General features: G+C 40.8%; 20 protein-coding genes and 4 tRNA genes. 23 read left to right on the forward strand and 1 reads right to left on the reverse strand.

The window, feature by feature from the left end:
* Window positions 1–343 precede the first annotated feature (343 nt).
* From mnmE to ACIQXN_RS03360, 6 genes are all read left to right on the forward strand, one after another.
* Window positions 344–1,729 (forward strand): tRNA uridine-5-carboxymethylaminomethyl(34) synthesis GTPase MnmE, encoded by a 1,386-nt coding sequence (mnmE, locus tag ACIQXN_RS03335; protein ID WP_402961769.1) that lies wholly within the window; start codon window positions 344–346, stop codon window positions 1,727–1,729.
* Between the two features lie 21 nt (window positions 1,730–1,750).
* Window positions 1,751–3,637 carry a tRNA uridine-5-carboxymethylaminomethyl(34) synthesis enzyme MnmG gene (gene mnmG / locus ACIQXN_RS03340; RefSeq protein WP_402961772.1) on the forward strand — a complete coding sequence of 629 codons (1,887 nt, stop codon included), beginning with the start codon at window positions 1,751–1,753 and terminating at the stop codon, window positions 3,635–3,637.
* Between the two features lie 31 nt (window positions 3,638–3,668).
* A complete protein-coding gene (rsmG, locus tag ACIQXN_RS03345; protein ID WP_402961774.1) occupies window positions 3,669–4,385 on the forward strand; it encodes a 16S rRNA (guanine(527)-N(7))-methyltransferase RsmG in 717 nt (238 codons plus the stop codon).
* A gap of 349 nt (window positions 4,386–4,734) precedes the next feature.
* Window positions 4,735–5,601, forward strand: coding sequence for a nucleoid occlusion protein (gene noc, locus ACIQXN_RS03350; RefSeq protein ID WP_402961777.1), 867 nt, complete (start codon window positions 4,735–4,737; stop codon window positions 5,599–5,601).
* A 230-nt stretch (window positions 5,602–5,831) separates the two neighbouring features.
* The gene (locus ACIQXN_RS03355; RefSeq protein ID WP_402871289.1) at window positions 5,832–6,593 is read left to right on the forward strand and encodes a ParA family protein; all 762 of its coding nucleotides are present in this window, start codon (window positions 5,832–5,834) and stop codon (window positions 6,591–6,593) included.
* Entirely contained in the window at window positions 6,586–7,446 is an 861-nt protein-coding gene (locus tag ACIQXN_RS03360) for a ParB/RepB/Spo0J family partition protein (protein WP_402961781.1), read from the forward strand. Before ACIQXN_RS03355 ends, ACIQXN_RS03360 begins: the two co-directional genes overlap by 8 nt.
* 121 nt (window positions 7,447–7,567) lie before the next feature.
* Here the strand turns inward: ACIQXN_RS03360 and yyaC are convergent, their stop codons facing one another.
* Window positions 7,568–8,200, reverse strand: a complete 633-nt coding sequence (gene yyaC / locus ACIQXN_RS03365) for a spore protease YyaC (protein WP_402961783.1) — start codon at window positions 8,198–8,200, stop codon at window positions 7,568–7,570.
* Window positions 8,201–8,586: 386 nt separating this feature from the next.
* Between yyaC and ACIQXN_RS03370 the strand changes: the two genes are divergently transcribed.
* The 17 genes from ACIQXN_RS03370 to yycF all read left to right on the forward strand — a co-directional run bounded on the left by ACIQXN_RS03370 (window position 8,587) and on the right by yycF (window position 22,493).
* Entirely contained in the window at window positions 8,587–9,426 is an 840-nt protein-coding gene (locus tag ACIQXN_RS03370; protein ID WP_402961786.1) for a mechanosensitive ion channel family protein, read from the forward strand.
* Between the two features lie 22 nt (window positions 9,427–9,448).
* A complete protein-coding gene (locus ACIQXN_RS03375; RefSeq protein WP_402963294.1) occupies window positions 9,449–9,646 on the forward strand; it encodes a DUF951 domain-containing protein in 198 nt (65 codons plus the stop codon).
* Between the two features lie 164 nt (window positions 9,647–9,810).
* Window positions 9,811–10,911: a redox-regulated ATPase YchF gene (gene ychF, locus ACIQXN_RS03380; protein WP_402961789.1), complete on the forward strand. Its 1,101-nt coding sequence runs from the start codon at window positions 9,811–9,813 to the stop codon at window positions 10,909–10,911.
* Window positions 10,912–11,081: 170 nt separating this feature from the next.
* Window positions 11,082–11,366, forward strand: a complete 285-nt coding sequence (gene rpsF / locus ACIQXN_RS03385; RefSeq protein WP_402961791.1) for a 30S ribosomal protein S6 — start codon at window positions 11,082–11,084, stop codon at window positions 11,364–11,366.
* A gap of 67 nt (window positions 11,367–11,433) precedes the next feature.
* Complete coding sequence (ssb, locus tag ACIQXN_RS03390; RefSeq protein ID WP_402961794.1) at window positions 11,434–11,958, forward strand: single-stranded DNA-binding protein; 525 nt, start codon at window positions 11,434–11,436, stop codon at window positions 11,956–11,958.
* A gap of 46 nt (window positions 11,959–12,004) precedes the next feature.
* Window positions 12,005–12,244, forward strand: a complete 240-nt coding sequence (rpsR, locus tag ACIQXN_RS03395) for a 30S ribosomal protein S18 (protein WP_053348323.1) — start codon at window positions 12,005–12,007, stop codon at window positions 12,242–12,244.
* A gap of 250 nt (window positions 12,245–12,494) precedes the next feature.
* Window positions 12,495–13,436, forward strand: a complete 942-nt coding sequence (locus ACIQXN_RS03400; RefSeq protein ID WP_402961796.1) for a YybS family protein — start codon at window positions 12,495–12,497, stop codon at window positions 13,434–13,436.
* Between the two features lie 33 nt (window positions 13,437–13,469).
* Entirely contained in the window at window positions 13,470–15,440 is a 1,971-nt protein-coding gene (locus ACIQXN_RS03405) for a DHH family phosphoesterase (RefSeq protein ID WP_402961798.1), read from the forward strand.
* Entirely contained in the window at window positions 15,437–15,886 is a 450-nt protein-coding gene (gene rplI, locus ACIQXN_RS03410) for a 50S ribosomal protein L9 (protein WP_402961800.1), read from the forward strand. Before ACIQXN_RS03405 ends, rplI begins: the two co-directional genes overlap by 4 nt.
* A gap of 154 nt (window positions 15,887–16,040) precedes the next feature.
* On the forward strand, window positions 16,041–17,405 hold the full coding sequence (gene dnaB / locus ACIQXN_RS03415) for a replicative DNA helicase (RefSeq protein WP_402961802.1): 1,365 nt from the start codon (window positions 16,041–16,043) through the stop codon (window positions 17,403–17,405).
* Between the two features lie 367 nt (window positions 17,406–17,772).
* Complete coding sequence (locus ACIQXN_RS03420; protein ID WP_402961804.1) at window positions 17,773–19,065, forward strand: adenylosuccinate synthase; 1,293 nt, start codon at window positions 17,773–17,775, stop codon at window positions 19,063–19,065.
* 216 nt (window positions 19,066–19,281) lie between these two features.
* Window positions 19,282–19,357, forward strand: a tRNA-Lys gene (locus ACIQXN_RS03425).
* Window positions 19,358–19,366: 9 nt separating this feature from the next.
* Window positions 19,367–19,438 (forward strand) — tRNA-Glu (locus tag ACIQXN_RS03430).
* A 25-nt stretch (window positions 19,439–19,463) separates the two neighbouring features.
* Window positions 19,464–19,539: transfer RNA gene (locus ACIQXN_RS03435), tRNA-Asp, on the forward strand.
* 42 nt (window positions 19,540–19,581) lie between these two features.
* Window positions 19,582–19,654 (forward strand) — tRNA-Phe (locus ACIQXN_RS03440).
* Between the two features lie 426 nt (window positions 19,655–20,080).
* The gene (locus tag ACIQXN_RS03445) at window positions 20,081–21,502 is read left to right on the forward strand and encodes a peptidoglycan DD-metalloendopeptidase family protein (protein ID WP_402961807.1); all 1,422 of its coding nucleotides are present in this window, start codon (window positions 20,081–20,083) and stop codon (window positions 21,500–21,502) included.
* Between the two features lie 283 nt (window positions 21,503–21,785).
* Entirely contained in the window at window positions 21,786–22,493 is a 708-nt protein-coding gene (gene yycF / locus ACIQXN_RS03450) for a response regulator YycF (protein WP_402961809.1), read from the forward strand.
* The last annotated feature ends 1 nt before the right edge of the window (window position 22,494 follow it).

The raw sequence follows: 22,494 nt of genomic DNA on the forward strand, positions 1-22,494 counted from the left end.
AAATTGATGTGTGAAATTCCGTATTGAAAAATTTGATTCATTAAGAGCATCTAACCCAATAAATATCGACATGTTTCTCGATAATTCTTCCTTCTTCGATTTTAAGAAGACTTTTTAAAAATTGGGGAAGGAAGAAAGTTAGGCTTTATTTGTTATTCACATGTGGATAAGTTAAAATGAAGCGTACAGAAATCATGATTTCGAGGCGTGTGGATAACTCCTGAAAGGAAGGAGTATCTACTTTTTTTCGTGATTATACTGTGTTATTGTTGTAATTTAGGGAATCGAACATTTTTTCTTTATCTGATAAATATAGAAACATTAATATATAAGAGGTGAAAGCATGGAATTCGATACAATCACCGCCATTTCAACTCCCTTAGGGGAAGGGGCAATAGCCATCGTAAGAATCAGCGGTGATGAGGCCATAGAAATAGCCAATAGAATTTTTAAAGGACCAAATGGTAAGAGTTTGCGGGAAGTGGATTCACATACCATTCATTACGGGCACTTAATGGTTCCTAAAACAGGAGAAATCATTGAAGAGGTTATGGTTTCCGTCATGAAAGGTCCCAAAACCTTTACGAGAGAAGATGTCGTTGAAATAAATTGTCATGGTGGAATCGTTTCGGTTAATCGGGTATTACAGCTTATCCTCTCACAGGGAGCACGTTTAGCAGAGCCTGGCGAATTCACGAAACGAGCTTTTTTGAATGGAAGAATCGATCTTTCCCAGGCAGAGGCTGTCATGGATTTAATACGTGCCAAAACGGATAAAGCGATGAATGTTGCTTTGGGACAAATGGAAGGACGTCTTTCGAAATTAATTCAAAAGCTACGTCATGAAATATTACAGACTCTCGCACAAGTCGAGGTTAATATAGATTACCCGGAATATGATGATGTGGAAGAAATGACCCATCGATTATTCTTGGAAAAGGGCAGCTATGTGAAGGAGGAGATCGAGAAGCTTCTCCGGACGGCCCAACAAGGAAAAATTTTGCGTGATGGATTGGCAACGGTCATCATCGGGCGTCCGAATGTAGGAAAATCATCTTTGCTAAACAGCTTAGTACATGAAAATAAGGCGATTGTGACTGATATTCCTGGGACGACCCGAGATGTTATTGAGGAATATGTCAATGTTCGTGGAGTTCCTCTTAAACTTGTCGATACGGCTGGTATTCGTGAAACAGAAGATATTGTTGAGCGGATTGGTGTGGAACGATCTCGAGCTGTATTAAAAGAGGCGGACTTAATTTTACTCGTTTTAAATTACTCCGATGACTTTAGCCCGGAAGATGAAAAGTTGTTTCAAGCGGTCGAGGGAATGGACGTCATCGTCATCATCAATAAAACGGATTTGCCACAGAAAATTAATATGCAGCAGGTTAAGGAAAAGGCAAACTCTCATAAAATAGTCACTACATCTTTACTTGAAGATCAGGGTGTCGATGAATTGGAAGAAGCGATTGCCGCTTTATTCTTTGAGGGCTCTTTGGAGGCGGGCGACATTACCTATGTTTCCAACGCCCGTCATATTGCACTACTTGGACAGGCTTTGCAAGCGATTGAGGACTCAATGGAAGCGATAGAAATGGGTACCCCTATTGATTTAGTGCAGATTGATTTCACAAAGGCTTGGGAGCTACTCGGTGAAGTCATTGGCGAGAGTGTTCAGGATGGTTTGATCAATCAATTGTTCTCGCAATTCTGTTTAGGAAAATAAAAGGAGAAGGAGGAAAATAATATGCAATATGAAGCAGGAAGCTATGACGTCATAGTAGTTGGAGCGGGCCATGCAGGAAGTGAAGCCGGCCTTGCATCTGCTAGAGTCGGTGCCAAAACACTGATGATAACGATCAACTTGGATATGGTTGCCTTTATGCCATGCAATCCTTCTGTTGGTGGTCCGGCAAAAGGGATAGTTGTCCGGGAAATTGACGCCTTAGGCGGTGAAATGGGGAAAAATATCGATAAGACCCATATCCAGATGAGGATGTTAAATACGGCTAAAGGTCCAGCTGTTCGTGCTTTACGTGCACAAGCGGATAAATTCCTTTATCAGCAAGAAATGAAGAAGACAATAGAAGATGAGCCGAATTTGACATTGATTCAAGGAATGGTCGAGGAATTGATTGTTGAGAATGACGTTTGTACAGGTGTTCTCACAAAAACGGGTGCGATTTACCGTGCGAAAACGGTCGTTATCACGACGGGTACCTATTTACGAGGCGAGATCATTTTAGGGGAACTAAAATACTCAAGTGGCCCTAACAATCAGCAGCCTTCCATCAGGCTTTCCGAACACTTGGAGGAATTGGGCTTTGATTTAGTTCGCTTTAAAACTGGAACTCCTCCACGTGTCAATAGTTCCTCTATTGATTACAGTAAAACGGAAATTCAGCCGGGTGACTTGGTTCCACGTGCCTTTTCTTTTGAAACGACAAAGTTCATAACCGACCAATTACCATGTTGGTTAACGTATACAAATGAAGGGACTCACCAGCTCATTGATGCGAACCTACACCGTTCCCCGATGTATTCTGGAATGATTAAAGGGACGGGCCCTCGTTACTGCCCATCGATAGAGGATAAGGTCGTACGCTTTAATGATAAGCCGCGTCACCAGATATTCTTGGAACCAGAAGGACGCAATACGAAAGAGGTTTATGTGCAAGGACTGTCTACGAGCCTTCCGGAAGATGTTCAAATTAGAATCCTTCAAACCATTCCAGGCCTTGAAAAGGCTGAGATGATGCGCGCGGGATACGCCATTGAATATGATGCAATCGTTCCAACACAACTTTGGCCAACATTGGAAACGAAGAAAGTGAAAAACCTGTATACGGCTGGCCAAATTAATGGAACATCCGGTTATGAGGAAGCGGCTGGTCAAGGTCTAATGGCAGGTATCAATGCAGGCTTGAAGGCATTGGAAAAAGAAGAACTTATCCTAAGCCGATCAGATGCTTATATTGGCGTTTTGATCGATGACCTTGTTACAAAAGGTACGAATGAACCTTATCGCCTACTGACTTCACGTGCAGAATACCGGTTACTGTTACGTCATGATAATGCAGACTTACGTTTGACGGAAATAGGTTATAATATCGGAATGATCAAGGAGGAGCGCTACAACCGTTTCCTTGTGAAAAGAACGGCAGTGGAGGCAGAACGAGAACGATTGCAATCTACCTTTATCAAACCTACTCAAGAGGTGCAGGATATTATCATCGCAAGTGGCGGGAGCGAACTAAAAGATGGCATTCGCGCTTCTGATTTATTAAAGCGTACAGAGATGGATTATTCTCATATTCAAAAGCTGGCTCCGAGTGATGACGAACTAAGCGATGAAGTGAAGGAACAAGTTGAAATCCAGGTCAAATATGAAGGATATATTGAAAAATCCTTGCAGCAGGTTGACCGCCTCAAGAAAATGGAGAATAAAAAAATTCCGGAAAACATCGACTATGATGCGATCAATGGACTGGCTACAGAAGCTCGCCAAAAATTAAAACAGGTACACCCTCTATCCGTTGCCCAGGCTTCGCGAATCTCGGGTGTAAACCCTGCTGATGTCTCGATCTTGCTTGTTTATTTAGAACAAGGAAAGATCGCTAGAATTTCTAAGTAAACGGGAATACCCGAAAAGGATTGAAGAGATCATGAATATTGAGCAATTCCAACAAGCACTGAAGGAGAAAGGCATTGAGCTTTCTCCTCGTCAGCTTGAACAATTTGATACGTATTATCATTTATTGGTGGAATGGAACGAGAAGATGAACCTAACGGCCATAACCGATAAAGAAGAAGTGTATTTAAAGCATTTTTATGATTCGATCAGCGCAGCTTTTTATTTTGATTTCAATAAACCTCATCGTATTTGCGATGTCGGAGCAGGAGCTGGATTTCCAAGTATTCCATTAAAGATTTGTTTCCCGGATATTCACGTATCGATTGTTGATTCGTTGAATAAGCGGATTTCTTTTTTAAACCACCTTGCTGACTCTTTGGGATTGAAAGGCGTATCCTTTTATCATGATCGCGCAGAATCCTTTGCTCAAAAGCCAGAGCATCGGGAAGTCTATGATGTTGTGATGGCAAGAGCGGTGGCGAGAATGTCTGTCCTGAGCGAGCTATGTTTACCTCTTGTTAAACCCGATGGGACATTTATTGCGATGAAAGCAGCCAGTGCCCAAGATGAAATGGATACAGGGAAAAAAGCGATATTCACATTAGGTGGAAAAATCGAGGAAATACATCCTTTCATGTTGCCAGAAGAAAATAGTGAGAGAAACATCATTACGGTTAAAAAAGTGAAGAAGACACCGAAAAAATACCCAAGGAAACCGGGTACACCGAATAAACAGCCTATTGAATAACCGTTAGGCGTAAGCTATGTAAGTCGCTGTAAAGAGTGACTTACAAGATTTTATTCTATTTTATGTATAGGAAGTCTAGAAGAAACAGTTTGATAGAAGTGGCCGTTTCGGCTTCGATACTTTTTGACGAAGACAGTGATTTTTTTACGTGATGGGGAAATAATCTAAGACAGGTGAATAAGTATCCTGACAAATGGACATTCAGGTCTCAAGAAAGCCTTGATGACGCCAGTCGACATGTTTATACAGCAATGGACGATATGTATTTTCATGTCGGGAAATGTTTGCAGGACTTGTCCTTTCAATAGAGAATATGTTATTTGGGAGTTTTAAAAGGTGGTGTAGGAAGATGAAGCATCCTTTTTCGCGGTTCTTAAGGTTTGGCGAAAAAGAAGAACAGCAACTAGAGATGGAGACACCAAGCAATAATAATGAAGAAATAAGGAAAATATCCATTTCTGACATTGTGCCAAATCGATTTCAACCGAGGACTGTGTTTAATGACGATAAAATATCGGAACTTGCTCAGACGATTCATACACATGGTATCATCCAACCGATTGTAGTTAGGTCATATGATCAAGGGAAATATGAAATCATTGCAGGTGAGCGTCGTTTTCGCGCTATGCAAAAGCTTGGTTGGGAGTTCGCGCCCGCCATTGTCAAAGATTTCACGGATACCGAGACGGCTTCAGTGGCTTTGATAGAGAATCTACAGCGTGAAGAATTGACACCTATTGAAGAGGCCTTAGCTTATGGAAAACTGATAGAGCTTCATAATTTAACACAGGAAGCACTCGCTCAAAGATTAGGGATTGGCCAATCAACCGTTGCTAATAAGCTTCGGCTGTTAAAATTGCCTCAGGCAGTCCAAGATGCAGTGCTTCAAAAACAGATTACGGAGCGTCATGCCCGTTCATTGATTCCATTGAAAAATCCTGAAAATCAGGTCAAGCTGCTCCAGGAAGTCATTGAAAGAGGCTTGAACGTCAAGCAGACGGAAGAGTTGGTTGTCAAGCTCCTCACAGGCACAAAGGAAACCCAAAAGCCTAAGCCGAAACGCAAGGCATTCAGTAGGGACATGAGGATTGCAGTTAATACGATCCGTCAATCGTTGAATATGGTAACGGACAATGGAATAAACTTGGATGCAGAAGAAGAGGAATTCGAGGAATATTATCAGTTTACGATAAAAATCCCAAAGAAAAAATCTTGATCTGGTTCCAACACCGCTTGGTAGTCATCGATTACCAAGTTTTTTTATTGTGGAATGCAACCGGAAAATGAAATAATTATCTTCATAAACTGCATGATTTGAATAATTTGAAAGAATACCGAATTTTCCGTCGAATTCAAGAAATCGAGTGCCTTAATGATTATTCATGATAAAATAGAAGAAATATAGTACGTCAATAGAATGATAAGATGTTGAAAGCAGGTGAATTCGTGGGGAAGATTCTCGCCATTGCCAATCAAAAAGGCGGTGTTGGAAAAACGACAACTTCGGTCAGCCTCAGTGCTTGCCTTGCATATATAGGAAAGAAAGTCCTGTTGGTCGATATAGACCCTCAGGGAAATGCGACTAGCGGCACTGGTATTGATAAAGCAGATGTGGAACAGTGTATTTATGACGTATTGGTAGATGACGTAGAAGCTAGTACCGTTATCTTGGAAACGAAGGTAGAAAACCTATATGCCATACCTGCGACGATTCAATTAGCAGGTGCAGAAATTGAGCTGGTGCCAACCATCTCTAGGGAAATCCGATTGAAGCGGGCATTAGAAGAGGTGCAAAGCCAGTTTGATTATATCGTCATAGACTGTCCGCCTTCTTTAGGCTTGCTCACGCTGAACGCCTTAACAGCAGCTGATGCGGTCTTAATTCCAGTCCAATGTGAATATTATGCGTTGGAGGGGTTAAGTCAACTGTTAAATACGGTGCGACTTGTACAAAAGCATTTAAATCATGATTTGAAAATTGAAGGTGTCTTGTTGACGATGTTGGACGCCAGAACGAATTTAGGTCTTCAAGTGATCGAGGAAGTAAAAAAATACTTTCAGGATAAGGTATATCAAACCATCATTCCCCGAAATGTTCGTTTAAGTGAAGCTCCTAGCCATGGAGAACCAATCATTATTTACGATCCGAAATCACGAGGTGCGGAGGTCTATCTACAATTGGCAAAGGAAGTGGTCTCAAATGGCTAAAGGACTTGGAAAGGGACTCGACGCACTCTTTCCTAATGTAGAAGTCAGCAAGGATGAAACTGTACAGGAAATCAAATTGAGGGAATTAAGACCGAATCCTTATCAGCCTCGAAAAAACTTCCGAACTGAAGCGATTGAAGAACTTAAACAGTCAATTATGGAGCACGGGATCCTTCAACCGATTATTGCCCGGAAAAGTATTAGAGGGTATGAAATAGTTGCCGGAGAAAGACGTTTTCGAGCGGCGAAAGAAGCGGGGTTAACAACTGTTCCCGTCGTGGTGAGAGAATTAAATGAACAGCAGATGATGGAACTGGCAATATTAGAAAACCTACAGCGGGAAGACTTAAACCCGATAGAGGAAGCAGCAGCCTATCAAACATTGCTTGAGAAATTAAATTTCACACAGGAACAGCTAGCACACCGTCTCGGAAAAAGCCGACCTCATATAGCAAATTATGTCCGCTTGCTCTCTTTGCCTGAAGGAATCAGGGATTATATCTCGGAAGGCAAGATTTCCATGGGGCATGGCCGAGCGTTGCTAGGCCTAAAGAAAAAAGAGCTTCTTACGTCCGTCATAGAAAAAATCCTTAAAGAAACGATGAATGTACGCCAGCTTGAGAATTATATTCATCAATTGAATGATACCGTTTCACGTGAAACGAAAAATGCTAAACAACCGAAAAAAGATATATTCATAAAGCAAAGGGAATCTATCTTGCGGGAGAAACTAGGGACAAGCGTGACGATAAAACAAAGCAAGAAAAAAGGAAAGATAGAAATAGAGTTCTTTTCAAAAGAAGATTTAGAAAGAATACTAGATTTAATCGACCGAGAAGATATCTCTTCTTAAATCCTTATGACCTGGAACAGGAGGCAACTTGCTCCCTGGAGAACTTGTCACGACCATGTATCATGCATAAAAATAAAGGAAGGGAAACCCCCTTCCTTTATTTTTATAAGACGCTAAATTGTTATAGTGTTTTTTCCTTTTTGAATGACCAGGTAAATGGAGTGATTGCCGGCTTTGCAGGATAACGCCGTTGTGCCTCATTAATACCTTCAGCTATGGTTTTGGCCATTTTTAAAACGAGGTTTAGTCGGGTGTTCTGAAGGACCATAAATTCCATGAACCCACTGACATTCACGATGCCCGTAATATGTGCATGGCCAACGGCTGGTAAATCTTTATTGACGCCTGCTCCAGGTTTCACCGGACCTTTACCGAGTTGGACGATACCGACGCTCTTTAGTTTGCCCAAGCAGGCATCTATGCCCACGATAAAAGCATTTACATGGATCCTTTTTATCTCATCTAATTTTTCCTGCAAATTCATTGCATGTATGGGATCATCGAGAGTGCCATACACATGGAAGGATGAAGCACCTAATTCAGATTTTTCTTGAAGCAGGGTGCCGACAAGTGGACCGAGGGAATCGCCAGTAGAACGATCTGTGCCAATGCAGACAAAAACGATAGGTTGAAGCTTTCCTGAAGGCAAGAGATTGAGTAATTCTTGGGAAATTTGATTGGTTGCGTCTGCATCTTCATGAAGGATACGACTTAATCTAGTTTTATTATTAAATAGATTGGGATTTAGATTCATCGGCTCCACTCCTTTACTTTGTTTTGTGTTAACAGTATACGGTTGAAAAGGAAAAAATATACGGGATATAGGTTAAATTGATGGGGGTTTATTTATTAAGAGCAGTTAAATGGCTGAAGGGCAGAAACCAATCTGTATCCTTTCCATTGCCCGTTGATAGTTACATATCAATTTATGGTATAAAGATCATGATTTAAAATGGAAAAAAACTTCTAATTTCTTTTCTATATACCCATGTTATTTTTATACAGAAACCCTTTATTTGAGGATATTATAAAGAAAACTTCTCCCATTCAGGATTACATCCCAAACCGAAGGGTAGAGAGAATAAACTCAACAGGAAAAACTAGATTCCTTGAATGTTTAGCATTAGGTAGGAGGAACGCATGGATAATAGCACGTATAATAAACTCACGGAAGAAATTACGGATGAGAAGGTATGGCTTATGCTAGGTGAGGGGATTATTAAAATCTTCCTTGTTCTTCTCTTATCGCGTATTATTATTAGAATAGGAAAGACGGTTTTAAATAAATTTTTTCTTGTTCGAACTAAAACCCCACTCCGCGTTTCGGAGCGCAGAGAAGCGACGCTCATTAAGTTACTCGAAAATATCCTTACTTATGTGGTGAATTTCATATCCTTGATCATGATCCTTGAGATTTGCGGCCTAGATGTAAAGGCTTTACTAGCAGGTGCCGGGATTATCGGCCTCGCAGTAGGATTCGGCGCCCAAAGTTTGGTCAAGGATATTATTACAGGATTTTTCATCATTTTCGAAGATCATTTTTCAGTCGGTGATTATATTAAAATTAATACTTTTGAGGGTGAAGTTCTGGAAATTGGGCTACGCACTACCAAAATTAAAAGTAGTAAAGGGGAATTGCATCTCATACCAAATGGGAGCATCATGCAAGTAACCAATTACTCCATATTAAATAGTAAAGCTGTGGTGGATGTGACGATCCCTAATGATGGTTCAATTGAACTTGCTGAAAAGGTATTGATCCAACATTTGGTCCATTTAGTAAAAAAATATGATGATTTAGTCAGAGATCCTGAATTATTAGGAATTGAGACAATTACTCCGGAAGAAGTGGTATTGCGAGTCACTGCAGAAACCAAGCCGATGCGTCATTTCGAGATGAGTAGGATATTGAGAAAAGAAATTAGTACTGCCCTTGAATCAAGTGGGATTCAATCTACATACAAAGGCAGCGAGTCATAGGAACTAGGGGGGACACCTGTTGATGGAAGAAAAGGAATATGCATTGAATGACGTTGTCGAAATGAAAAAGCCGCATCCATGTGGGATCAATAAGTGGAAAATCATCCGCCTGGGCATGGATATCCGGATTAAATGTGAAGGGTGCGGCCATAGCGTAATGTTGCCCCGGCGTGATTTCGCCAAGAAAATGAAAAAGGTTTTGCTGAAGCATGAGGAATGATCATGCTTTTTCCATGTAGAGAAAGCGTTTCCGCTCTCTTAATGATTTACTTGTCTTTTTAGGAAGTGAAATCTATAATTGGGAAAGGTTTAGGTATTAGGATTGTCTTTAGTGAAGATTTGCTAGTATTAATGAACGAATTATCTTGAAGGAGTGAAATATAAATGGCTTTAACAGCTGGTATAGTCGGTTTGCCTAACGTAGGTAAATCCACTTTGTTCAATGCAATAACTCAAGCAGGTGCGGAATCTGCCAATTACCCTTTTTGCACAATCGATCCAAACGTCGGAATTGTAGAAGTGCCTGATTATCGTCTGCAAAAATTGACGGAACTGGTGCAACCGAAAAAAACCGTGCCGACCGCATTTGAGTTCACCGACATTGCAGGGATTGTCAAGGGAGCGAGTAAAGGAGAAGGTTTAGGTAATAAGTTTCTATCCCATATCCGTCAAGTAGACGCGATTTGTCAGGTAGTACGCTGCTTTGCTGATGATAACATCACTCATGTTTCCGGAAAAGTTAATCCCATTGATGATATCGAAGTCATCAACCTTGAATTGATACTTGCTGACCTTGAATCGGTAGACAAGCGTATCGACCGGGTTGGAAAAATGGCTAAGCAAAAAGATAAAGGCGCCGTGGCTGAACACGAAATCCTTGTTGCATTAAAAGAAGCTTTAGAAGCCGAAAAGCCTGCCCGTTCAGTTGAATTCACTGAGGAACAACTGAAGATCGTGAAAGGTATGCACCTACTTACAGCGAAACCGATCCTTTATGTGGCAAATGTCAGTGAAGATGAAGTAGCTATTGCGGACGATAATGAATATGTACAACAAGTCCGTGAATATGCGGCCAACGAAAATGCAGAAGTTATTGTGATCTGTGCCAAAATTGAAGAGGAGATAGCCGAGCTTGAGGGTGACGAAAAGGAAATGTTCCTATCTGAGCTAGGCATTGTAGAGTCAGGTCTTGATCAATTGATCCGTGCTTCCTACAATTTGCTTGGTTTGGCGACTTACTTTACAGCTGGGGTACAGGAAGTGCGTGCCTGGACATTCCGTAAAGGCATGAAGGCGCCTCAATGTGCGGGTGTGATTCATACAGACTTTGAACGCGGGTTCATTCGCGCAGAAGTCGTTGCCTATGATGATCTACTTGAAGCGGGCAGCCACAGTGCGGCTAAAGAAGCGGGTAAAGTACGTCTAGAGGGTAAAGAATATATTGTGAACGATGGAGACGTTGTCCATTTCCGCTTTAACGTATAATAATCAAAGACTCTGCAGTTTGATTCCGCAGAGTCTTTTTTATATCGGGCAATCCCCCCGACATTCGTTGCAAACGCAGTTTAACTATGCTATAATTTTTTCTTGTGAGTAATTATAAATAATTGCTCCTTGCCCAAATGGGCCGCTTAGACCAAAAGGAGGTGACAGTGATGAGAAAATACGAAATTATGTATATCATCCGTCCAAACATTGAGGAAGAAGCTAAAAAAGCTTTAGTTGAACGTTTCAACACAATCCTTTCTGATAATGGTGCGGAAGTAGAAGCAAAAGAATGGGGTAAACGCCGTCTTGCATACGAAATCAATGATTTCCGTGATGGTTACTACATGCTTCTTAAAGTTAACGCTGAAAGTGCTGCGATTCAAGAATTCGATCGTCTTGCTAAAATCAGTGAAGACATTATCCGCCATATGGCTACTAGAGAAGACGTTTAATTCAATATTTCATATAAATTCTAATCTTGCTTCATGAAGTAAGATTGAAAACTAGGGGTTGATTCTGATGATGAATCGCGTAGTTTTGGTAGGACGCTTAACTAAAGATCCTGAATTACGATATACACCTAATGGGGTTCCAGTGGCTACCTTTACTTTAGCAGTCAATCGTACTTTTACGAATGCGCAAGGTGAACGTGAAGCGGACTTCATTAATTGTGTTGTTTGGCGTAAACCGGCAGAAAATGTGGCTAACTTCTTGAAAAAGGGTAGTTTAGCTGGCGTGGATGGACGTGTCCAAACACGTAATTATGAAGGACAAGACGGCAAACGCGTGTATGTGACGGAGATTCTGGCTGAGAGCGTTCAGTTCCTTGAACCACGAAGCAGTTCAGCGGGTGAAAGAAATGATGGCGGTTCTTACGGTGGAGGTCAAAAAAGCTATAACAATAATGGCGGAAATGATCAAAACTCGTATGGACAAAATCCTAATCAGAATCAACGGAACAACAACTACACTCGTGTAGATGATGATCCATTTGCTAATGACGGTAAAACTATCGACATTTCAGATGACGATCTTCCGTTTTAAACAAATGTTTAAAGCGAAAAATTCTTAAGTAGGGAGGGAAATTATTATGGCAATGGGTGGACGTAAAGGACGCGGTAAGCGTAAAAAGGTTTGTTACTTCACATCAAACGGAATCACTAAAATTGATTACAAAGATACAGACCTTCTTAAAAAATTCGTCTCAGAACGCGGCAAGATTTTACCACGTCGTGTAACTGGAACTAGCGCTAAATATCAACGTAAATTAACGATTGCTATTAAACGCTCACGTACTATGGCATTACTTCCATACGTATCTGGTGAATAATAACAACGGAGTGCATTGAGGAGAAATCCTTGGTGTGCTTTTTTTGTAGATCCGCTAAAATAGCGGATCTTTTTATTTACCGGGAAATTCAATTCAACGTCCTGCTTTTATGATTTTCATTTCTCCGTATGATTAAGGCAGTGGAATATTCATTGAAAAAAAAGAATGGGATGTTTGAAATATCCTGGGCTTAACGGATACAATATGTAGGTAAAGATATTGCGACTATTTTATGATAGGGGGGATCTGGTTGAATAGCGGTAGAAAAATCGCTGAGGGCGGTGCTCTGTTAGCGTTATATTGTATATTATTATTCATTACGGTTTATATTCCATTGTTAGGATTCATAACCTTTTTCTTTTTGCCGATTCCTTTCATTCTGGTGACGATTAAACAAAAGCTTTCGTGGGCAATTGGCTTTTTGTTTGTTGGGTCATTATTAACAATTTTGATTAGTACTTTCTTGTCCTTGCCGCTGACCTTGCTGATGGGAGTGACGGGCATGACGATCGGTTCCTTTTTGAAAAGAGATAAATCGATGGTTCCCATGTTCATCAGTGCGGTTCTTGTTTTCTTGGGAGGAACATTAGCAACCTATGCTGCCACAGTACTATTATTTGGAGTGAATTACATAGAGAAAACCATGATGATGTTAGAGAAGTCCATTGATTCCTCTACAGAAATCATGGAATCATTTGGTCAGGAACCAACGGAGAAAGTAATCCAAAGAATGCACGATTCAATTGACATGTTGAATACGCTTTTACCTAGCCTATTCGTGATTACATCTGTTTTCATGGTTTTACTGATTTTCCTAGCGGCCCACCCCATACTAAAAAGGTTCAGTGATAAACCCCTGAATTGGCCTCGTTTCCGAGATCTTCGTCTTCCGAAAAGTCTTTTATGGTATTATTTAATTATGATGCTTTTAGCTCTTTTTATGAATATGGATAATGGCGGTTTTGTATATATGGCCATTACGAACCTATTTTTCATTCTCCAATTTTTCATCATGATTCAAGGATATTCACTTGTGTTTTATATCAGTCATGTCAAGGGTTGGGCAAGGACTATACCTATTTTGATAGTGATTGTCTCGTTATTAATGCCGATATTGGCAATCATCATTCGTTTTTTAGGTATAATGGATTTAGGGTTCCCTTTTCGGGAGACAATCAAGAAAAAGGAATAGTCTGTTAAACAGATGCTTTTAGGAGCTGAAAATATGCCATCTTATTTAAAGGATTATTCGGTTAAGTCCCTATTATACGGGTTACTGGTTGCAGTATTGATACTTTTGGGCGTACTAACTTATTACAATTGGTTTGTTGCGCTTATTGGATTATTGATTCTGGCCGGTTTATTTTATTTGATATTGAAAAAGGAAGAAAGAAAACAGCGTAAGACAGAAGAATACATCACGACGTTATCCTACCGCTTAAAGAAGGTAGGGGAGGAAGCCTTGTTAGAAATGCCGATTGGGATCATGCTCTTTAATGATGATTTTTATATTGAGTGGACCAACCCATTCCTTGCTTCATGCTTTAGTGAAGATTCACTGGCAGGAAGGTCTCTTTATGATATGGCTGACTCGCTTGTCCCGTTAATAAAGCAAGAGATTGAAACGGAAACCATCACACTTTATGACCGGAAATTCAAAGTGGTTCATAAGCGTGAGGAAAGACTTCTTTACTTTTTCGATGTAACAGAGCAAGTGGAAATCGAAAAACAATATGAAGATGAGCGGACAGCTATAGCGATTATATTACTTGATAATTATGATGATTTGACGCAGGGGATGGAAGACCAGCGGAAAAGTAGCATAAATAGCCTAGTTACCTCGCTGCTTGATAAGTGGGCAAGGGATAATGGGGTGTTTTTCAAAAGGGTATCTTCTGAACGGTTCATTGCTGTCTTCAATGAGCATATCCTGCAACAGTTAGAGAACGATAAATTTTCAATCTTGGATGAAATCAGGGAAACGACAGCCAAACAGAATGTACCTTTGACGCTTAGCATCGGTGTGGGTTCGGCCGTTTCCTCCTTACCGGAATTGGGGACGCTTGCTCAATCGAGTTTGGATCTAGCCTTGGGTCGCGGCGGTGATCAAGTGGCGATTAAACAGGCAAATGGGAAAGTGAAATTTTATGGCGGGAAAACCAACCCCATGGAAAAACGCACGAGGGTGCGCGCACGCGTGATTTCTCACGCCTTAAAGGATATCGTCCTCGATAGCGATAAGGTCATTGTAATGGGCCACAAAAATCCGGATATGGATGCGATAGGCTCGGCTATAGGTATTTTGAAAGTGGCTCAGATGAATGAGCGAGAAGGTTATATTGTAATCAATACGCAGGAACTCGATAGCAGTGTTCTTCGTTTGATGGAAGAGATTAAAAATAAAGAGGGCTTATACGCACGATTTATAACTCCTGAAGATGCATTGGAAATGATTACAGATGAAACGCTACTCGTCGTCGTCGATACTCATAAGCCTACGATGGTAATAGAAGAACGACTATTAAATCGGATTGATAAGGTGGTCGTCATCGATCATCATCGCCGCGGCGAAGAATTCATCAAAAATTCCCTGCTTGTTTATATGGAACCATACGCATCTTCGACGGCTGAACTGGTAACGGAACTTCTTGAATATCAGCCAAAGCGTAGTAAAATTGATATGCTTGAGTCGACGGCCCTGCTTGCAGGAATCATTGTCGATACAAAAAGTTTTACTTTAAGGACTGGTTCACGTACATTCGATGCAGCCTCATATTTACGAGCACATGGAGCGGACACTGTACTGGTGCAGAAATTCCTAAGGGAAGATGTGGACACGTATATCAAGCGATCCAAACTAATTGAAGAAGTGGTCTTTTATAAAAAGGGCATTGCAATTGCTTCCGCAAAATCCGAACAGATACACAATCAGGTTCTAATCGCCCAGGCAGCCGATACGCTCTTGACCATGGATGGCGTTTCCGCGTCCTTTGTTATGGCTAAACGGTCTGAGGATACAGTTGGCATAAGTGCCCGTTCTTTAGGTGATGTTAATGTGCAGGTAATCATGGAAATGTTGAATGGTGGCGGGCATTTAACGAATGCCGCCACCCAGATGGTCTGCTCCATTGAAGAAGCGCAGAGCCAGTTGAAAGCAGCAATTGATGAATATTTAGAAGGAGGACGAAAAGAATGAAAGTGATCTTTTTAAAAGACGTTAAGGGAAAAGGGAAAAAAGGCGAAGTTAAGAATGTAGCGGATGGATATGCGCATAACTTCCTGATTAAGCAAGGATTGGCGATCGAGGCGAATAATGCCAATGTTAAAACGTTGGAAGCGCAGAAAAATAAAGAAGATTCTCTGGCAGCAGAAGAACTTCAACAGGCAAAAGATCTTAAAGTGGAACTCGAAAAGTTAACGGTCGAATTATCCGCAAAAGCTGGTGAAGGCGGGCGTTTATTCGGGTCTATCACGACGAAGCAGGTAGCTTCAGAGCTTCAGAAAAAACACGGTATTAAAATCGACAAACGTAAAATGGAGCTTGCAGAAGGCATTCGCTCTTTAGGGCATACGAAGGTCCCAGTGAAGCTTCACCCTGAGGTTACAGCGACTTTAACTGTGCAAGTGAAAGAAATTAACTAATTTTAGTGGTTTCATATCTGAAAAAAATTGATAGAATAGAAAGAGACGAAAAAAACGTGATTGGGCTTTGGTGTCCTGTCACTTTTTTTCTTTTTTAACTAAAATCTACGAATTAATTAAAAAATTATCCTCTTAGATTGGGAGGTTTTAAGATATGATAGAGCAATTTCAGGACAGAATTCCCCCTCAAAATATAGAAGCGGAGCAAGCGGTACTCGGGGCCATATTCTTGGAGCCATCCTCACTAACTGTTACATCGGAATTGTTGATTCCGGAGGATTTTTATAGAAGTTCGCATCAAAAGATCTTTAACGTGATGCTCAAGTTGAACGACGAAGGTAAGGCTGTCGATTTGATTACGGTGACAGAAGAACTTTCTGCCACTAAAAATCTCGAAGAAGTGGGCGGAGTTTCTTATTTAAGTGAGCTGGCCGGTTCGGTTCCTACTGCAGCCAATGTTGAATATTATGCCCGAATCGTGGAAGAGAAGTCGTTGCTTCGTCGTTTAATCAGAACGGCGACAACCATTGCCCAGGAAGGCTATAGCCGTGAGGACGAGGTCGAGGAGCTCCTCGGGGAAGCTGAAAAAACGATCATGGAAGTGGCACAGCGTAAAAACTCCGGTTCATTTCAAAACATAAAAGATGTATTGGTTCGGACCTATGATAATATCGAAATCTTGACCAACCGAAAAGGTGATGTAACGGGAATCCCAACTGGATTCGCTGAACTAGACAGAATGACGGCGGGATTCCAACGAAATGACCTCATTATTGTTGGAGCGCGTCCCTCTGTTGGTAAAACGGCTTTCGCTTTGAATATTGCCCAAAATGTTGCAACCAAAACGGATGAAAACGTTGCGATTTTCAGTTTGGAGATGGGTTCTGAACAGCTCGTCATGCGTATGCTCTGTGCTGAAGGTAATATAAATGCCCAGAATTTGCGGACGGGTGCCTTAACAGATGAGGATTGGCGCAAGCTGACTATGGCAATGGGAAGTTTGTCGAATGCGGGTATCTATATTGATGACACACCAGGAGTTCGTATTGGCGAAATCCGGTCAAAATGCCGCCGTTTGAAGCAGGAACATGGCCTCGGTATGATATTGATTGACTACTTACAATTGATTCAAGGAGATGGCCGTTCAGGCGATAACCGGCAGCAGGAAGTTTCGGAAATCTCTCGTTCACTAAAGGCTCTAGCTCGTGAGCTGCAAGTTCCGGTGATTGCTCTTTCTCAGTTATCCCGTGGCGTGGAGCAAAGACAAGACAAACGTCCGATGATGTCCGATATAAGGGAATCAGGGAGTATTGAGCAGGATGCAGACATCGTGGCTTTCTTATACCGTGATGATTATTATGATAAAGAGTCCGAGAACAAAAACATCATCGAGATTATCATTGCAAAACAGAGGAATGGCCCGGTTGGTACGGTTTCGCTGGCATTCGTAAAAGAATACAATAAATTCGTGAACCTCGAACGGCGCTTCGATGATGATTCGATGTCCCCTGGAGCTTAATTCGTTTTTTACTATTTTGCATTAAAGTATCAGCCCGCCTTTTTGGTGGGCTGTTTTTTTACAACCAAGAATATTGATTAATGAAATTAATAAAAAAGGATAAGGTAAAGCTTATAAAGGAGAAAGGACCCTTTCTTCTTTTACCATTTTAAACAAATATTAATCAATGCAACGATTAATTACTCTGGTCCCACGTAAGTGTCAAGAATTGGAGAGAATATTCATTTACGAACAAATTAATTGATAGTATGTATAATGTTCGGATTTTGTGTTGACTTCCCTTTATAATTATTGATAAAATAGAGTTGAATGATAAGAACCGGTTAAAAATCGGTATTACGTGAACCTTTGGAGGTGCTTTTTTCAGATGTCATCAGTTGTAGTAGTCGGTACACAATGGGGAGACGAAGGTAAAGGTAAAATAACAGATTTTCTATCCCAGAATGCAGAGGCCATCGCTCGTTATCAAGGTGGTAATAATGCAGGACATACGATTAAATTTAATGGAGTAACATATAAACTGCATTTAATTCCTTCTGGAATTTTTTATAGTGATAAGATTTGTGTCATTGGGAACGGAATGGTAGTCGATCCCAAGGCGCTTGTAGAAGAGCTTGCTTATTTACATAGTCATGGAGTCAGCACAGATAATCTTCGTATCTCAAATCGTGCGCATGTCATTCTTCCATATCACATCAAGTTGGATGAAGTGGAAGAAGATCGTAAGGGTGCCAATAAAATTGGAACGACGAAAAAAGGAATCGGTCCTGCTTATATGGATAAAGCTGCGCGTAATGGAATCCGTATGGCAGATTTATTGGACCGTGAAATTTTCGAAGAAAAATTGAATCAAAACCTTGTCGAGAAAAACCGCATGTTTGAACGTTTTTACGAAACGGAAGGTTTTAAAATCGAAGATATCTTTGAAGAATACTATGAGTATGGACAACAAGTGCAGAAATATGTATGCGATACATCGGTTGTCTTAAATGATGCGCTTGACGATGGGAAACGCGTTTTGTTTGAGGGAGCTCAAGGGGTCATGCTTGATATCGATCAAGGAACATATCCTTTTGTTACTTCATCGAATCCAGTCGCAGGCGGCGTAACCATTGGTTCGGGTGTTGGACCAACGAAGATCAACCATGTTGTCGGTGTATGTAAAGCCTATACAAGCCGTGTGGGGGATGGACCTTTCCCAACAGAACTGCAAGACGAAGTTGGCAATCAAATCCGTGAAGTAGGCCGTGAGTACGGTACAACAACGGGGAGACCGCGACGTGTTGGCTGGTTTGATGCGGTTGTCGTTCGCCATGCCCGCCGTGTAAGTGGGATCACCGATTTATCTCTGAATTCCATTGACGTATTATCAGGTCTTGATACGGTTAAAATTTGTGTAGCTTATGATTATAAAGGTGAAATCATTCATGAAGTTCCAGCGACTTTGAAAGCGATAGGTGAATGTAAGCCAGTGTATGAAGAGCTACCAGGCTGGCCGGAAGATATCACAGGATGTAAATCATTGGACGAATTACCTGCTAACGCTCGTCACTATGTAGAGCGCATATCTCAACTAGTAGGCATACCTTTGACTACTTTCTCTGTTGGTCCTGACCGTAATCAAACAAATATCGTGAGAAGCCCTTGGCGTTTAGCTTAAATGTTAGGAAAGAAGCTGACTTAGTGCAGCTTCTTTTTTACTTTACTACCAAACTAGATGACAGAAGATATCATCTTGAAGACTAGCGGAACAAAATAACTTATATTAATTTTAATTTATTTTAAAATACTATTGCACAAACTATAAAAACTATGATAATATAAAAAGCGTCGTCACAGTAGAACAAAGTAATGACAATGCAAGATTCATTAGTACGAGCCATTAGCTCAGTTGGTAGAGCATCTGACTTTTAATCAGAGGGTCGAAGGTTCGAATCCTTCATGGCTCACCATTTTTTTTCGGCCCATTGGTCAAGCGGTTAAGACACCGCCCTTTCACGGCGGTAACACGGGTTCGAATCCCGTATGGGTCACTTTTCTTCATATAATATTTTTGCTGGTCCCGTGGTGTAGCGGTTAACATGCCTGCCTGTCACGCAGGAGATCGCGGGTTCGATTCCCGTCGGGACCGCCATTTTATTTTTTACATGATCCTTTCATATGAAATAGAATATTTGGCTCAGTAGCTCAGTCGGTAGAGCAAAGGACTGAAAATCCTTGTGTCGGCGGTTCGATTCCGTCCTGAGCCATCCTTTTGTAAAGTGCCCTTGAAGGCACTTTTTTTGTTTGTCTTAAAAGGTAAAATATAATCTTTTTTATGAAAAACCATCGTACCTCTGTTAAGTGTTTGTTATCAGTTTGTAACAATTCATATGTACCAAGAATATCCACTATACTCCACTCCTCAACGAGCGCGACCTTTTCCCGTGGTAACCTTCCTACTATCATTCTTTTTCTTTCTGCATATTTTTGGTACTTGTTGTCACTATTTATACATTTATATTACAAAACAAAGTCTATTTCTTGATTTTTTTTTCATTATGGTAAAGTTATGAGTGGAAAAATAGTTGTAGAAATTAATCATATCCATGTAAATTTTGAAAATAAGTTAATCTCACTCATAATTTTTTGATTAGTTTCTTAAATGGCTCATGGGCCATTAAGGGGGACAATAGATGTTTAGCTCAAAAATCAAAGGAAGCTTTCTATTGGTCGTTTCCATAATCTTATTGCTTGCCGGAAATCGTGCAACGGCCGCTGAGATTGTAAAAATCACTTCCATTCAGCATGTGTATATGGATAAAGAGTTTATCGGAAGTGTAACGGATGAAACGGAAATAGAAAAATTGGTAAGTGAAAAGGTAAGCGAGGCAGAGTCTGAATACCCAGAATATACATTTGATGAGGAAGCGCAGATGACACTTGTGCGAGAGAATGTATTTAATGCAGAAATAGATGAAAAACAGACCATGGAGGAACTTGAGGATGAGTTTACTGTAAAGGCTACTGCATTTGAAATCATTATCGATAATCAAGTAGTTTCTTATGTACCTACTAAAAAGGACGCAAAGGAAGTTTTAAAGAAGATTAATTTATTATATATGGATGAAGAAGAATTGGCCGAATATGAATCCAACCAGGAAGCAGGGGTATTAGAGCAACCAGGTTCATTAAAAGAGAAAGGAAGCAGAATTCTTTCTATCGAGTACACGGTGCCGGTTACCTGGAAGGAAACCACTGTGGAACCGGACAAGCTCATGACAGTGAATGAGGCCATCTCCTTGATAGAGAAAGGCAAGAAAGAAGAAGTTACCTATGAGGCATCTGGGGAAGAAGAACTGGAAATGGTTGCTGATCGTTATGATATGAAACTAGAGCAACTGATAAAGCTTAATCCAGGCCTTGAAGAGGGTAATAGGATTGGTGAAGGGCAAAAGGTTCAAGTGATGGAGATAATGCCCTACGTGGATGTAGTAGTCGAAAGGGAAGTATTGAAAGAAACTGTAATCCCATTTGAGAGAAAAGTGATAAGAGATAAGAATTTGCAAAAAGGCGAGTCAGTCGTTGAACAAGAAGGACGTGAAGGCGTCCAGTCATTCACCTATAAGGTTACGGAAACAAACGGTGAAAAAATCACTGAAACCATCGTTAAAAAGGAAATTACGGAACACAAACAAAAACAGGTCATTAGAAAAGGCACGAAGATCATTCCCTCTGAAGGGAGCGGCACCTTTGCATGGCCCGCTGATGGAGGGTATATTTCAAGTAAGCAAGGACATCGGTGGGGCAAGCTCCATAAGGGAATAGATATTGCTAGACCTACCTCTAGGACCATTAAGGCTACGGATCATGGCGTCGTTGAATTTGCTGGTAACTCGGGTGGTTATGGTAATAAGGTGACCATCAATCATAACAACGGATATAAAACGAATTATGCCCATCTGGAATCGATAAATATTGAAGCAGGACAAAAGATTGAAAAAGGAATGAAAATTGGTAGTATGGGTTCAACAGGTAATTCCACTGGCATTCACCTTCATTTTGAAGTCTATAAAAATGGAGTTCTTGCAAATCCATTGGATTATATAAGCCAGTAGGTCGTTGGGAGTCCTCGAAAGTTATTTCGGGGACTTATTCTGTTATTTATATAGTTGAGAATAATAGGTAAAAGGTGATTTAATGCCTGTAAAATGATAAAGTAGAAGAGGTACAATATGCCGTTTATAGGTGTTTTGACCGTTTTACAGGGAATATATTGTGGGTATCTAATTTACTAGTTCGATAGGCAAGTTGAAACAGCATGATCATGCGAGTAAATGTCCCGGACAAGGACATGTTTTATAATAGATAAAAGTTTAGTTTTAAAAAGGAGATAGGTAGATGGACAAGAAGATTTTGGTAGTGGATGATGAGAAGCCGATTGCAGATATATTACAATTCAATTTAAAAAAAGAAGGGTACGATGTTACCTGTGCTTATGATGGCAACGAAGCGCTTAAAATGGTAGAGGAGCTTCAACCTGATTTGATATTACTTGATATCATGCTTCCACAGCGTGATGGGATGGAAGTTTGCAGAGAAGTAAGAAAGAAGTATGAAACGCCAATCATCATGTTAACAGCAAAGGATTCAGAAATTGATAAAGTATTAGGATTAGAGCTTGGCGCGGATGATTATGTGACGAAGCCATTTAGTACCCGGGAAATAATTGCTCGTGTAAAGGCGAACTTAAGACGTCAACAAGCCGTCCCGGTGCCGGATCAAGAAAATGAACCGAAGGAAATTACGATAGGCAATCTTACTATACATCCTGATGCGTATGTCGTTTCAAAGCGAGGAGAAACGATCGAGTTAACGCATCGTGAATTCGAGTTACTTCATTACTTAGCCAAACATATCGGCCAGGTCATGACGAGGGAGCACTTATTGCAGACCGTGTGGGGATATGACTATTTTGGGGATGTCCGGACTGTCGACGTAACTGTGAGACGTCTTCGGGAAAAGATTGAGGATAATCCAAGCCACCCGGGCTGGATCGTAACTAGACGAGGGGTCGGTTATTACCTGCGTAACCCTGAACAGGAGTAAA

This window comes from Peribacillus sp. NPDC097295 (assembly GCF_044761665.1).
In the GTDB taxonomy this organism is placed as follows: Bacteria; Bacillota; Bacilli; order Bacillales; family DSM-1321; genus Peribacillus.

Excerpts from the sequence above, each read along its gene's own strand:
- ACIQXN_RS03405 (WP_402961798.1), top strand. The coding sequence starts at position 13,470 with ATGCCATCTTATTTAAAGGATTATTCGGTTAAGTCCCTATTATACGGG.
- ssb (WP_402961794.1), top strand. The coding sequence starts at position 11,434 with ATGATGAATCGCGTAGTTTTGGTAGGACGCTTAACTAAAGATCCTGAA.
- ACIQXN_RS03370 (WP_402961786.1), top strand. The coding sequence starts at position 8,587 with ATGGATAATAGCACGTATAATAAACTCACGGAAGAAATTACGGATGAG.
- ychF (WP_402961789.1), top strand. The coding sequence starts at position 9,811 with ATGGCTTTAACAGCTGGTATAGTCGGTTTGCCTAACGTAGGTAAATCC.
- ACIQXN_RS03420 (WP_402961804.1), top strand. The coding sequence starts at position 17,773 with ATGTCATCAGTTGTAGTAGTCGGTACACAATGGGGAGACGAAGGTAAA.
- rplI (WP_402961800.1), top strand. The coding sequence starts at position 15,437 with ATGAAAGTGATCTTTTTAAAAGACGTTAAGGGAAAAGGGAAAAAAGGC.
- dnaB (WP_402961802.1), top strand. The coding sequence starts at position 16,041 with ATGATAGAGCAATTTCAGGACAGAATTCCCCCTCAAAATATAGAAGCG.
- ACIQXN_RS03375 (WP_402963294.1), top strand. The coding sequence starts at position 9,449 with ATGGAAGAAAAGGAATATGCATTGAATGACGTTGTCGAAATGAAAAAG.
- mnmG (WP_402961772.1), top strand. The coding sequence starts at position 1,751 with ATGCAATATGAAGCAGGAAGCTATGACGTCATAGTAGTTGGAGCGGGC.
- noc (WP_402961777.1), top strand. The coding sequence starts at position 4,735 with ATGAAGCATCCTTTTTCGCGGTTCTTAAGGTTTGGCGAAAAAGAAGAA.
- rpsF (WP_402961791.1), top strand. The coding sequence starts at position 11,082 with ATGAGAAAATACGAAATTATGTATATCATCCGTCCAAACATTGAGGAA.
- rsmG (WP_402961774.1), top strand. The coding sequence starts at position 3,669 with ATGAATATTGAGCAATTCCAACAAGCACTGAAGGAGAAAGGCATTGAG.
- mnmE (WP_402961769.1), top strand. The coding sequence starts at position 344 with ATGGAATTCGATACAATCACCGCCATTTCAACTCCCTTAGGGGAAGGG.
- rpsR (WP_053348323.1), top strand. The coding sequence starts at position 12,005 with ATGGCAATGGGTGGACGTAAAGGACGCGGTAAGCGTAAAAAGGTTTGT.
- yyaC (WP_402961783.1), bottom strand. The coding sequence starts at position 8,200 with ATGAATCTAAATCCCAATCTATTTAATAATAAAACTAGATTAAGTCGT.
- yycF (WP_402961809.1), top strand. The coding sequence starts at position 21,786 with ATGGACAAGAAGATTTTGGTAGTGGATGATGAGAAGCCGATTGCAGAT.
- ACIQXN_RS03360 (WP_402961781.1), top strand. The coding sequence starts at position 6,586 with ATGGCTAAAGGACTTGGAAAGGGACTCGACGCACTCTTTCCTAATGTA.
- ACIQXN_RS03445 (WP_402961807.1), top strand. The coding sequence starts at position 20,081 with ATGTTTAGCTCAAAAATCAAAGGAAGCTTTCTATTGGTCGTTTCCATA.